Origin of the sequence: Clostridium sp. 29_15 (assembly GCF_001916075.1) — a bacterium.
GTDB lineage: Bacteria > Bacillota > Clostridia > Clostridiales > Clostridiaceae > Clostridium > Clostridium lentum.
Map to the genome: position 1 here is coordinate 65,706 of NZ_MNRT01000015.1, position 14,085 is coordinate 79,790.

Annotated in this window: 11 protein-coding genes and 1 other annotated feature; of the genes, 3 read left to right on the forward strand and 8 right to left on the reverse strand. The window is 28.6% G+C overall.

The window, feature by feature from the left end:
• A complete protein-coding gene (locus BHW04_RS01650; protein WP_022211728.1) occupies positions 1 to 1,287 on the reverse strand; it encodes an ABC transporter substrate-binding protein in 1,287 nt (428 codons plus the stop codon).
• 199 nt (positions 1,288 to 1,486) lie between these two features.
• Between BHW04_RS01650 and BHW04_RS01655 the strand changes: the two genes are divergently transcribed.
• Positions 1,487 to 2,329, forward strand: a complete 843-nt coding sequence (locus BHW04_RS01655; protein WP_022211727.1) for an AraC family transcriptional regulator — start codon at positions 1,487 to 1,489, stop codon at positions 2,327 to 2,329.
• A gap of 163 nt (positions 2,330 to 2,492) precedes the next feature.
• On the opposite strand, the gene BHW04_RS01660 is transcribed toward BHW04_RS01655, so the two are convergent.
• On the reverse strand, positions 2,493 to 3,500 hold the full coding sequence (locus tag BHW04_RS01660; protein WP_302698635.1) for a dipeptidase: 1,008 nt from the start codon (positions 3,498 to 3,500) through the stop codon (positions 2,493 to 2,495).
• Between the two features lie 40 nt (positions 3,501 to 3,540).
• Positions 3,541 to 5,445 carry a threonine--tRNA ligase gene (thrS, locus tag BHW04_RS01665; protein ID WP_186834773.1) on the reverse strand — a complete coding sequence of 635 codons (1,905 nt, stop codon included), beginning with the start codon at positions 5,443 to 5,445 and terminating at the stop codon, positions 3,541 to 3,543.
• Between the two features lie 153 nt (positions 5,446 to 5,598).
• Positions 5,599 to 5,819 (reverse strand) — a binding site (T-box leader).
• Positions 5,820 to 6,036: 217 nt separating this feature from the next.
• Between thrS and BHW04_RS01670 the strand changes: the two genes are divergently transcribed.
• On the forward strand, positions 6,037 to 6,699 hold the full coding sequence (locus BHW04_RS01670; protein ID WP_022211724.1) for a lytic transglycosylase: 663 nt from the start codon (positions 6,037 to 6,039) through the stop codon (positions 6,697 to 6,699).
• A gap of 130 nt (positions 6,700 to 6,829) precedes the next feature.
• Complete coding sequence (locus tag BHW04_RS01675; RefSeq protein WP_022211723.1) at positions 6,830 to 7,558, forward strand: phosphatase; 729 nt, start codon at positions 6,830 to 6,832, stop codon at positions 7,556 to 7,558.
• Between the two features lie 295 nt (positions 7,559 to 7,853).
• Here BHW04_RS01675 and BHW04_RS01680 read toward each other — a convergent pair whose 3' ends face one another.
• From BHW04_RS01680 to BHW04_RS01700, 5 genes are all read right to left on the reverse strand, one after another.
• Positions 7,854 to 9,113: an ABC transporter permease gene (locus BHW04_RS01680; RefSeq protein WP_302698636.1), complete on the reverse strand. Its 1,260-nt coding sequence runs from the start codon at positions 9,111 to 9,113 to the stop codon at positions 7,854 to 7,856.
• The gene (locus BHW04_RS01685) at positions 9,106 to 10,035 is read right to left on the reverse strand and encodes an ABC transporter ATP-binding protein (RefSeq protein WP_022168132.1); all 930 of its coding nucleotides are present in this window, start codon (positions 10,033 to 10,035) and stop codon (positions 9,106 to 9,108) included. Before BHW04_RS01685 ends, BHW04_RS01680 begins: the two co-directional genes overlap by 8 nt.
• A 331-nt stretch (positions 10,036 to 10,366) precedes the next feature.
• Complete coding sequence (locus BHW04_RS01690; RefSeq protein WP_302698637.1) at positions 10,367 to 10,558, reverse strand: hypothetical protein; 192 nt, start codon at positions 10,556 to 10,558, stop codon at positions 10,367 to 10,369.
• 604 nt (positions 10,559 to 11,162) lie between these two features.
• Positions 11,163 to 12,596 (reverse strand): hypothetical protein, encoded by a 1,434-nt coding sequence (locus BHW04_RS01695; protein ID WP_302698639.1) that lies wholly within the window; start codon positions 12,594 to 12,596, stop codon positions 11,163 to 11,165.
• A 902-nt stretch (positions 12,597 to 13,498) separates the two neighbouring features.
• Positions 13,499 to 14,044 (reverse strand): hypothetical protein, encoded by a 546-nt coding sequence (locus tag BHW04_RS01700; protein ID WP_302698640.1) that lies wholly within the window; start codon positions 14,042 to 14,044, stop codon positions 13,499 to 13,501.
• Positions 14,045 to 14,085 lie beyond the last annotated feature (41 nt).

Genomic DNA, 14,085 nt, shown 5'->3' on the forward strand with positions numbered 1-14,085 from the left:
TTATTCTTCATTATGCTCCTCCTTATAATACTCTTTTACTTTTCTTATTAAATCTCTATTATATCTTTCCCATTCAGAATCAAAACGTTTTAAGAAAGTTTCCACAGCTTCATCGCTTTCATCCATTAAGAAAGTCTGAATTAATGCATCTACACTCATCTCACTTGGATAATGATGATCATGAAAATCTGCTACTTTTCCAGCTTCTATATACTCTCTCATGCCCCCAATCTCATTAGGAACCTTGAAATTTCCTTCCTTACAAGTGATTCCTCCTTGATCATCTAAATAAATCTGAATAGTTTCATCTTCATATAAAAAACTTAATACTTCATAAATTGCCTCTTTTTTCTCACTGCTTTCTTTCATAACAGCAAAGTTAAGATCAATACCTGAATTAAGTACATTGTCTTCCTTTGATTCATTGGCTGGAAATGTAAATGAATTAATATTCATATCCGGATTTACTGATTTAATTTGTGGTACTGCATAACTTCCAATGGTATACATTGCTGCCTCACCTCTTGCAAATGCTGTACATGCATCATTATAACTATAAGCATATGGATTTGGTTCAGCATAATTTAGCAGCATCTTCATTTTTTCAGCAACTTCTTTATATTCTTTTTCAAAAGTGGTGTTTCCCTTATTTACCTGATTATATACATCTGAATCTGTTAATCCAACTGCCAAAGCATTCCATGGTGCAAGGCATGTCCATGTATCTTTAAAACCTAAATAGATTGGTACTATACCTTCCTCTTCTATTGTGTCACATAAAGCTATAAATTCATCCCATGTTTCTGGTATTTCCCATCCATGTTCTACAAACATATCCTCATTATATAAAATTCCTGCTGCATTAGCTGCATAAGGTAAGCCATATATACCTTCATGCGGGGTAAATTCTAGTTCTTTTTCCATATCAAGATAAGACTGTTTTATATTCTTAACTCCTTCAAAATCTGATACATCCATAAATAAATCAGCATCTAAAAAATTGGAATAGTTTACATCACCTCCAATTGCAACAATATCTGGATAATCTTCTTTGATAAATCTTGTCTTTAAAATTGTCATAGCCTCATTAGGTGAATTAATTGTTAAATGAATATTATCATGTGATTCATTAAATTTGTTTTGAATTTCTTCAAAAGCAGCTACAGCTTCTGGTTTATATGATACCATTTCTACTTCAATTACATTATTGCTAATTTCTTGTCCACATCCTATAAATGCAGTAGTTCCCAATAACATTCCTAAAATTGCTATTTTCTTTCTTGCCATATTTACTCTCCTTCCATTATATTTTTACCTCTTTTATACATTTTTTCTTTATGATTTTATTTTAACATACCACTATGTGACTTATGAATATCTACATTTTAGATAATTTATACCAAAATGAGTTATTTTATGTTATACTTTAAATTAATGTATCATTTTGGTATATATTTAATTATTACCCATTTAAGGAGGCAATAACATGGAGGATATTTTATTTTCCATATTTCCAAATAAAAATTTTATTGACTTAGGATTATATCAATACGGCTGGGAACATTGTTCTCCTGCTCACTCTTTCGGTCCAAGTTCACGAAATCATTATTTATTTCATTATGTAATTTCAGGCAGTGGAACACTTATGGCAAATGATTCCAAAGGAGTTACTCAAACTTATCAAATTAAAAGCGGACAAGGCTTTTTAATTTTTCCTAAACAAATTACAACTTATATTGCTGATAATGAAGATCCTTGGGAGTATACATGGCTTGAGTTTGATGGTTTAAGAGTTAAAGAGGCTCTTAATTTAACTGACTTGTCCTTAGATAATCCTATTTATAATGATAAATCAACATATTTAAGAGAATCAATGTTCAATGAAATGCTATATATTGTACAACATCCAAAGGAAACTCCTTTTCATCTCATTGGACACTTATTTCTATTTTGGGACTATTTTACTCGTTCTTCAAAATCTAAACGTCTCTTTGAAACAAGCAAGATGAGTGACTACTATATTAAAGAAGCGATTAATTTTATAGAACAAAACTTTCAAAATGATATTTCAATTGAAGAAATTGCTGAAGTATGTGGAATTAACCGTAGTTATTTAGGAAAAATTTTTAAAAAGAACGTAGGTAAAAGCCCCCAAGAATTTTTAATGAATTATAGAATGGTAAAGGCCACTGAATTATTAAAGTTAACAGACTTATCTATAGCAGATATAGGAAAAGCCGTTAGTTATGAAAATCAACTACATTTTTCTCGTGCCTTTAAAACGATTTTAGGTATCTCTCCTCGTCATTGGAGAAAACAAAATAAATAACACTAAGCAAATGAAAAATATGAGACATGTGCTGCTTTCGTACTCCCCTTTCTATTTTAAAGTGATGAAAGCCTTCCATGTCTCATTATATTTTCTTATCTACAAGAAAATCCTCTTTGATTTTAAATAATTTTTCATATAATATTTCATAAAGTCATGCTAATTATAATAATTCTTTATAAAGTCTTAAGACATTTTTAAAAAATATCTTTTCCACTTCATCATAAGTAAATTTATGCTTTAATAGTTCATCTGCCAACATTGGCATATATGAACAGTCTTTCATTTCAATGTTTCCTGGTATTCCATCATAATCAGAACCTAAACCAATACAATCAATTCCAGCAATATTTCTTATGTATTTTATATGCTCGATGGTATCACTTATAGTTCCAAAAGTATAACCATTCTTTTCTGAGGATATAAAGTCAGCACAAAAATTTATTCCCATAACTCCACCTTTATGAGCCAATTGCTTAATCATCTCATCATCCATATTCCTCACATGGTTACAAATGCTTCTTGCATTACTATGACTTGCTACGAAAGGCTTTTTGCTATGCTTTAAAACATCATAAAAACCTGCATCTGATAAATGTGATACATCTGGTATTATTCCTAAATACTCCATAGCTTCTAATAATTCAAATCCCCATGATGTAAGGCCATTATTCTTATCTGGCTTAGTGAAGTCTGGCTTACCAATTATCTCTCCCTTTTTATCAACATTAATTTTCACGTTGGGATATCCTATTCCATTGGGATAATTCCAATTAAGAGTAATCATTCTAATACCTCTTTTATATATATGCTGCAAATTTTCTAGACTTCCTTCTATTGCTCCACCTTCTTCTAATGTCAAAAGGCTTGATATTTTTCCATTTGCTTCATTTACTACAATATCTTCATATTTTAAAACTTTAGCAATCTTATCTCCATTATCTGATATTTCCTTATCATAGCACTCTATCATCTCCAATAATGTCTTATAAGTATTTTTATATCTTCTAAAATCGATAAACATGGCAAAATTCTGCATAAGATAATTTCCTTGTTCCATCTTATTTATATCAAGGTGTAAATCATTCTTCCTTAAATTACAGACTATTCCCTTACTCCTTTTTTCAAATATTGCACCTATAGTATCACAGTGCATATCAACAACCTTCATAAAATCCCCCTATTTTTCATTATCTTAAATTAATTTAATATTATTTCTTTTCCTGGTCTTCTTTTAACACTCTTGTAATAAATTCTTCTAGTGATGTGCTTCCCTCCTCTCCCATATCCCTACTTCTTAAAGAAATATTTCCATGATTTTTCTCTTTTTCACCTACAATAATCATATAAGGTACTCTTTCATTTCTTGCTTCCCTAATCTTATAACCTATCTTTTCACTTCTATTATCTATTTCACATCTTATACCATATTTTCTTAATTTATCAATAACTTCATGGCCATATTCCATAAAACTATCGGAAATTGGTAGAACCTTTACCTGTATAGGTGAAATCCATACTGGAAATTTTCCTGCAAAATGTTCAATTAGGATACCAATAAATCTTTCAATACTTCCAAAGATTACTCTATGAATAACTATTGGTCTATGCTTTTCTCCATCGCTGCCTATATATTCCAGTTCAAATCTTTGTGGTAATTGAAAATCAAGCTGGATAGTTCCACATTGCCAGCTTCTGCCTAAGCTATCTTCAATATGAAAGTCTATCTTAGGTCCATAAAAAGCTCCATCTCCTTCATTAATCTTATAATCTAGTCCACCTTCATCTAGTGCTTCTTTTAATGATCGTTCTGCCATATTCCATTCTTCATCACTTCCCATGGAGTCTTCCGGCCTAGTTGAAAGCTCTACATTGTATTTAAATCCTAATGTGTCATACACTTCATCAATAAGCTTTATTACTCCGAGAATTTCAGATTTTATTTGTTCAGGTAACATAAATATATGTGCATCATCCTGAGTAAAAGCTCTTACTCTCATAAGCCCATGCAATGCTCCTGAAATCTCATGTCTATGAACCCTTCCAAGTTCTCCTACTCTAAGTGGTAAATCTCTATATGAATGCCCTTCACTCTTATAAACAAGCATTCCTCCTGGACAATTCATTGGTTTTAAAGCAAATTCTTTGTTATCAATCATGGAAGTATACATGTTTTCTTTATAATGATCCCAATGTCCTGATCTAATCCAAAGCTCTTTGTTAAGCATTATAGGAGTTTCTATTTCAACGTATCCTGCTTCATTATGAAGTTTTCTCCAATAATCAATTAAGATGTTCTTTAATATAACTCCCTTTGGTAAGAAAAATGGGAATCCAGGCCCTTCATCCATTATTTCAAAAAGCTTTAACTCTCTGCCAAGCTTTCTATGATCCCTTTTCTTAGCCTCTTCTATCATATTTAAATATTTCTCTAATTCCTTTTTAGATGAAAATGCCACTCCATAAATTCTTTGCAGCATCTTATTTTTTTCACTGCCTCTCCAATATGCTCCTGCAACAGAAGTAAGCTTAAAGGCTTTAATAAACTTTGTAGATGGAATATGTGGTCCTCTACAAAGATCTGTAAAATCTCCCTGCTCATATAAAGAAATCTTTTCACTTTCATCAAGAGCATTAATAAGCTCAACTTTATAATACTCGCCTTTTTCACTCATAATCTTTAAAGCTTCTTCCTTTGAAACATCATCTCTCTTAAACTTTAAATCCTCATTTATTATTTTATTCATTTCATCTTCTATCTTTTTAAGATCATCCTGAGTAAGTGATATATCTAAATCAAAATCATAATAAAACCCATTTTTAATAGTAGGTCCTATAGCAAGTTTTACATTACCATAAATTCTTTTTACCGCCTGAGCCATTACATGAGCAGTAGAGTGCCTAATTATTTCTATACCATCTTCACTATCTGCTGTAATTATTTCCACTTTATCATCATTTTTAAGGCCATGATTTAAATCTACTAACTTACCGTTAATTTTTGCAGCTATTGCTTCCTTAGCAAGTTTTTTACTTATTGATGCTGCTAGAGAATAACCATTGCTACCTTCCTCTATTTCTTTCATACATCCATCAATTAATTTTACTTTTATCATAATCTATATAATAGCTACCGAAAATAATGATAACTATTATTTTTCACTTCCTTTCTTTTTACAAAATTCTCTTTACCTTTATTTTCTTTTATATTGTTATAACTTTTATTACTTTCTTTTGTTTAATAAATATAAAAAACATCCATCCCAAACAAATGGGACGAATGCTTATATCCGTGGTTCCACCCAAATTAAATTAAAATTTAATTCATCTTATTTTTATAACGGCGTTGCCGATGGCATTTCTCATATGATACTAAACCATAGCTCAAGGATAGTCTTCTTATAAATCATATTTAGAAATGATTTCAGCCAAGTCATTTCCTCTCTGTAAACTGTATTTTTATAATACTCTTCCTTTTCATCGCAATTTACTATTAACTTACTCTTTTATTTATTATTCTCAAAAAATTAATTTTTATAATTATTTTATAATATTATATTATCATTTTTGTATATTTTTTACAATAAATTCTTTATTTTCTTCTCTTTAACTAAATATATTTTATGTCAAGAGTAAATATTTTACTTGAATATTTTAAAATACTTTTGGATATACTTGTAGATAAATTTATTGAAGGAGGGAGAAAAATGAAACATACTAAAATAATTATTGGAATTGTCATAGTCTTAATAATAAGTATACCAGCTTTTCTTTACTTTAATTATAGTGATAAATCGCTTATAAAAAACACTTCATCTACCAGTACTAGTGGAAGTAATGATACTGATACTAATGTTTCCAATAATAGTTCAAATTCTAATGGTTCTAAAAATAATAGCAGCAATAAGAATACTGAACCCACTACCACTGATTCTGAAGCAAGTACCACTGGTTCTTCAGCTTCAACAGTAACAGCTAATATGACTTACCTTTCACTAAATGATTTTGCCTCATCACTTAGTTGTGTAAACTATACAATTAAAGAAGGCGATACACTAACTTCTATATGTAGCAAATATAATACTTACTGCAATTTAAACACCAGCATAAATTTGGTTACTCTTATTAATAATATTACCAACCCTGAAGAGCTAACCATTGGAAATACATTAAAAATACCTGAAAGTACTTTTGTAAGTGGTACTTTATATAAAATTAAGGAAGGGGATTCCTGGTATAAGATAAGAGATACTTATTATAAAAATTATGATATAGATAATTTTATGAACTTTATCATTGATTTAAATGAGCTTCCAAATAATGTGCTTCCTTTAGGAGAAACTATATTTCTACCAGCTTTGAGTGTATAATTTATATTTTTTGTTAAACTTTCTCTAAATATTTTAAGATATTCTTAACAATAGTTGATTAAACTTCTTTTTCCAACTATACTAAGTTATATAAGTATATTAATATATTTAATATTTTAAGGAGAATTATATGAAATATTTATCTGATTTACATACCCATAGTATAGTTAGTGGGCATGCATATACAACATTATTAGAAAATATAAATTATTGTGCAGAAAAAGGTATAAAAGTTTTAGGTACTTCTGAACATGCACCTTCTATGCCTGGTGCTCCACACTATTGGTACTTTGGTAACTTAAAGGTTGTTCCTAGAGTTATAAACGGAGTTACCATCTTAAAAGGTTGTGAAGCCAATATATTAGACATTGAAGGTTCATTAGATATGTCAGATGAAGCATCAAAAAATCTTGATTATATGATTGCTTCATTCCATGAACCTGTATTCAAACCTAGATCAAGGGAAGAAAATACATTAGCCATATTAAATGTTATGGATAAATATGATAAAGTAGAAATCCTAGGACATCTAGGAAATCCTAACTATCAGCTGAATTATGAAGCCATAATAAAAAAAGCTAAAGAAAAAGACATTATGATTGAAATAAATAATAGTTCATTACTTGGTTCATCAAGAATTGGTAGTGATGTAAACTGCAAAAAAGTTGCCCTTCTTTGCAAAGAAATAGGCACAAAGGTAATTTTAACTTCTGATGCTCATATTAACACATGCATAGGGGTATTTAATAAAGGAATTGAGCTTTTAAAGGAAATACAAATGCCAGAGGAACTAGTAATGAATGATCCCGAAAAATTAATAGCACACCTTAAATCTAAAGGTAGATTGTCAGATTTATAATAACTTGATAACCTCCCTTTTACTTAATATATAAATAAAAAAGATGGAAAAACTTTAATAAAAAGCTTTCCCATCTTTTTTATATAAGCTCTTGGCGGGGGCAGTCGGAATCGAACCAACATTGACGGAGTCAGAATCCGTTGTCCTACCGTTGAACGATGCCCCTATATACCTAATAAAAAAACATAACTTATTACCATTCCATAATAATACATATTTTACATTTTGTAAATATATTTATCTAATTTTATTTACAAAATATAAGATAGCCTAAAAGGCTATCCTATATATTATATTAATCCTCTTTTTTTCTTAAAGATTTTATTGCATGAGTTAATTTTATAGGATTACCATATCTTAAAGTACCCATTCTATATATTTTTGATGCTAATACTCCAACTAATAAAGTTGATACTATTAAAATCAATGCTGAAACTATCATTTCCATTATTGAAATAGATCCTAGAGCTACACGAGTAACTATAGTCATACATGAAGTAAATGGAACATATGATGCCACCTTAACAATTACATTATCAGGATTCATTAATCCAAATAAAGCAATAAAGAATCCAATCACAAATACAAAGTTGATACTTCCAATACTCTTACCAATATCCTCTGTTTTTGATACAAGCGCACCTAATGCTGCATAAATAAATGCATAGAATATATATCCTATAAGCCCAAAGACTGCAAATGTTAGTACTATATTTGCTGGTATAGCAAGAAAGTTATCTAATAACCCATTCCAAGCTACTCCATTGACTTTATAAGTAATAACTCCACCCCCAAGCATTACTCCTACTTGAATAACACTGGCGATAGTACCTGCAATTACCTTCCCAAAAATCAAGCTATTTGTTGATGTACTTGTTACTAATATTTCCATAGCACGGCTGCTTTTTTCTGAAGCAACTGATGTTGCTATAAGCTGTCCATACATGATTATCATAAAGTATAAAACAAACACTAATATATAAGCATAGAAGTAGTTTTCTGAACTATCTTTTCCAAGAACATTAACATTTGATTCTATTGGCATATTATATATTGCATCTATTTCATTAAAATCAAGACCTTTTTCACTTATAGCTTGTTGCTTATACATATACCCTAAAGCTTGATCAAAAACAGCTTGTTCTGAATCATGTAATCCTTTATTTTTTACAAAGTATGTATACTTTGTAAGGCTTTCAACTTCAAATCCACCTTCAACTTGTCCATCTTTCACTAATTTTTCCAATTCATCATTACTACTTGCTGTTTGCCATTCTGAATTTGGATAAAAACTCTTTAAATACTCCATATCTATTATATTATTTTCATCATAAATGGCATATTTACTTTTATCTTCCTCTGACTTTGCTTTTTCATCTTCTTCAGCTTTTTCTTCTGTAGCTAGCTGTGGAATAATACCTGATAAATCTACCATTGATGGTAGACATATTCCTACTATCAAAAAAGCTGTAATTAAAACTGTTGTCAGTATATATGCCTTACTTTTAAAATAATTGTTTAATTCAAATCCTACTACCTTAAAAAAATTATTCATTATTATCACCTGCTTTCAAAACAAATATATCAGTAAGGGTAGGCTCATATTCACCAAACTTTTCTATATCTACTCCACTATTTATAAGTGCTAAAAGTAGCTGTTTCTTACTTATATCTTTCTTCAATTCCAATACAATGAATTCCTTTTTAACTTCATTTACGTCAACAAGCTCTGAAAAGTTATTTTCACAAACTTCCTTTAATTTCTCTAATGAATAGTTGCAAGCACTTAATACAAGCCTATTTTCACCAAATTTCTTTTTTATGTCCTTTAGGTTACCACTTAGAATAATTTCTCCCTTATTAACTATGGCAATGTCTTCACAAAACTCTTCTACATAGCTCATTTGATGGCTTGAGAAAATTACTAACTTATTATCTGCAATAAGTTCATTGATACAATCTTTCAATATTTGTGAATTAACAGGATCTAGTCCACTGAAAGGTTCATCAAGTATTACTATTTCTGGATTAGCTACCAGTGTCTGAGCCAATTGCACTTTTTGTTGATTACCTTTTGATAATGTATCTAATTTTCTATCTGCATACTCTTCTACACCTAATTTTTTAAGCCACTTATAAGTATTTTCTTTTGCTTCCTTTTTAGATAATCCTCTTAAAGTAGCAAGATAAATTATTTGTTCTGCAACCTTTCTTTTAGGATATAAACCTCTTTCTTCTGGCAGATATCCTATCTTATAATCCAATGGTTTGAATTTTTTCCCATTTATTAATATTTCACCGCTATTTGCTCTGAAAACATCCATCAATATACGAATTGTTGTGGTTTTACCTGCACCATTTCTTCCTAATAACCCTAAGGCTTTTCCACTTTCTACTGTAAAAGATATTCCATGTAGAACTTCAGTTTCGCCAAAAACCTTCTTTAAACCTTTTACCTCTAATTTTAACGCACTCAAAGTTTTCTCCTCCCTTTTATGTAGTATTATATAACTCATATTACATTATGAATAATACTTTGTCAAATTTTTCCCAATAAAATTCTATACACATTTTTCAATACATATATTGAATTTCCATATACTTTTTACATCCATCATAATCATATTTGCCTCATTGTCAATTTTTCCTATGATTAATTCCCTAAAACACTATAAAAGCAGCGGTTTGAGATTACTTCCGCTACTTAATTTTATCTTATGATATTATAATTTTTTCTTTATTCCTTCTTATCCCATTCCTTTAATGCTTCTTCTACAGACCTTTGCATTTCTTTATAAAATGGTGCTTTTACTTTAAAATTATAATGCATTTGCACATAGTTTTTAACATTATATTTATTCTTTGCATATAATCTTCATAAGCATAAATATAATTTACAAACTTCTTATCAGTAAATCCTTCTTTCATAACGCTAGCTTCACTTAATGCTATTATACTTTCTTCCTGATTGAATTTTTTTTCTTTTAATAGCACTCTCAACTAAAGTCTTATGAGTTTTTCCCTAAATTTCTTCTTTTTAATCAGTTTTTCTGCAAACTATTTCTAATCCTCTCTCTCTTTACTAAGTTTAGTAAATGTAAACTTAACAGTTGAAAAATAATATTCTATTATCCCAGCAGTAATCTTTAAGTATCTCATACTCTTCACTACTCATTCTTATACTTATAGTTTTTGTCATTAGTTGTTCTGTTTCTTTAGGCATTATCTCTACTCCTTGGTTATATATTTGTAAAAAAATAAGGCTGGAATAATCCAACCTTACTTATAATCATAAATTAAATATAAATCTCCATAGTCTTCTTCTACTGCTATTAAATTCTTTTCACTCTTATCAATATCTTTTCTTACTTCAACTACTTTCTCATAAAGTCTTGCTATTGTGTTATTAATTCTATCAATTTTAAATCTCCTTGGTTATATATATTTGTAATACTAATTTATTATCCGTACACTATTCTTAAAATGTAAAAAAAACTGATAATCAGCTCCTTATGCATTAAAAGATATTTATTTTTCAGCTATTAATCCTAAATCTATAAACTATTTATTGTGTGCTTCACTAAAATACTTATCTAATATGCCATCAATATTGTCTTTTTCCCAGTAAGGTATTCTTTTTTTGAATTTTTTTAAATTCCTCTAAAGCCCACTTTTCACCATTACTAGCAAAATCAACTGGTCTATAATGTTGCTCTCCATCATATTCAATTACTAAGTTATATTCAGGAATGAAAATATCACACTTCAGTTCTCTATTACCTCTCATTCCCTGGAATGTTTTTTGAGTGTCATATTTAATATTATTTTTATCACAATATTCTCTTATTATTTTCTCACCCCTACTCTCTGAACAAATAGGACATCTTGCTCCTTTCTTTAAGTTGGGAGGAATTGCCCAATTTAAGCTATGACCACAATTAAAATCAAATAATATCTTTTTATCACTACCAATATACGGACTTAATACTTCTATATTATTTTCTTTGCAATAATCATAAGTATCCTTTCTTGATTTTATAAAATCATTATAATTTCCTATATAAACTTCTACTTCTTCATTAAATCTGCCTTCTTTAATAATCATATATAATCCATTTATAATATATTTAGAGAATTTAATAAACTTATCTCCCTCAACTTCACATTTTTTAATATTAACTAATGCACTCTTTAGTGTTTTTATTTTAAAGTCGCTAGGAGTTGTTTCTATAATAGCATCGTCCCATTTTAATAATATTTTTTCCATACTTCCTAAATATGGAGTTAATGCTTGTACTCCAAACTCTTCAAGCAACTTCTCAAACTTTTCTCTAGCATTATAAAATTTACTATATACACTAATAGACTTTTCAATAATTCCACCATCTCTAGTTTCTATTTTAGCTATTAATACATTATTTTCAGAAGCTCCATTAAATTCAATAAATTTATCCTTATTTTCAATTAAATCTAACTTAAATTTATTAATTGATTTTATTGTTTGTGATGTAAATTCTGAAGGGGTTCTGTCTTTTAAAACAATACTATCTATTTTTAATGTTATCTTTTCAAAAGCTCCTAAATATGGAGTTATAATTTCTGCATCTACACTTTTAGCTTTTTTAAAAAAACTATCTCTAGTCTCAATAAAGTTATTATATTTTTCAATTGATATTTCAATAATACCACCATCTACAGTTTCTATTTTAGCTATTAATGAGTTTTTTCCATCAACTCCAACAAACTCTATAAATTTGTCTCCATTTTCTATAGCCCTATGTAAAAAATATTTTATTTGGTTATAGCTACGTCCTTTAAATTTAGCTGGAGTTCTTTTTATTAGTACATTATTATGTTTAATTTCAACTTCACTTGTAGCGTTTTTATATTCACTAACTAACTCAAATCCAACTTCATTAACTTTAATAATAAAATCAACAAATCCAGATTTAGATTTATTTGCATTATTTCCACTTGTAGCCCCTTTATATAAATTCCAATCTATCTTTAAACCGTTTATGTATTCTATATTATTCATCATGTGTATTTCTCCAATTATTTGTTTAGATAACTGTAAACTCTTGTTATAATTTTCATGTCATTATTTTCAAATTCTATATATTTTAGTTTTCGTATAAACTCATCATTAAGATTTGTATTTTTTCCATTGTTCACTAAACTGTATATCTTGACTCTGTAGAAAACAAAGAAATTTACGTGTACTATCCCCAAATATATATATTTCATATTTTATATAATACTCTCCAATTACGGACTGTTCATTTTTAGGATTTAGAAATAATATATTTGTTGTTTTCTCTAAGTTCCATATATTTATATCATCATATTTATCCAATTCTATATGCTTGCATATTGGTATTGTAAGAAGTATTGTGTGAACATTATCATAACTTTCACTTATGAATGAATTATCCGTAAAACCCCCATCATTCCTAAATATATACAAATACCATTAATCTAAATCTTATGATAATCTTAAAGAAAATGCTAATATATTAAAATAAGAGTTTTTTCACTTCCACTCCACAGTAATTGCTTTCTTGTATCTGTGGATAAATAATATTGGTTAAATCATCAATAACCTCTTTAAAGTCTAGTATCCTATCCTCACAAAAAATTTTCAATGCATCTTCATCTTGACTATTTAATCTTTTTTCTAGATTAGGGCACTTTACTTCTAGTCTGACAGAACATCTTTAAATCTTCTAATCATATATAAAATCATGACAATATCTATGATTATTTTTATACGCCATTTTAACTGGACATTTCTCATCTGTATTCTTTATAAGTTCTACAACCTTTTCTATTTCTATAATATCACTCCATTATTTAAACTTGAAATATTAGTAATTAACCTATTTATAATTAATATTATTCATCTAAACTAGAAAGTATACTGTAAAAATACAGTATACTTTACTTTACAATCAAAAACTCTGGTAATGATAATTGCCTTACAATTTCATTATTTGCATCTTTATATTTTCTGCCCTCGTCACATATATAAGCCTTATACAGTTTACATTTATACCAATGATCTGGATTAGTTTTAATCCCTGTTAAATCGTATTTTACTTGGCAAAATAATAATATATAATAAACAAATATTTTTTCAACAAACTGCTTATCGACGTTATTAGAAAACACTTGTAATTCTGTGCATATTCTAGTTGCATCATTACTTCCATAAGTAAATATTTTATTAAAAGTTTTGTCACGCTTTTCATCTATCAATCTTTTATTTTCCCAACTTCCATTTTTAAATGTATTGGACAATGATACTTCTTTATAATCATCTAAAATGTTTAATAAATCACTAGGAATATCTTTCAAATTGTCGATACTCATATTAATTTGCTTTTTTGCAATTTCGTTCTTTACCATCTTTTTAGTGTAATTATAATTAATAAAAAACCCTACTATAGTTACAACTGGTCCAACAAGTGCCTTGCACCATTCCATAAATCCACACCACCATTTAATATAATAACTTTATTCTGTTA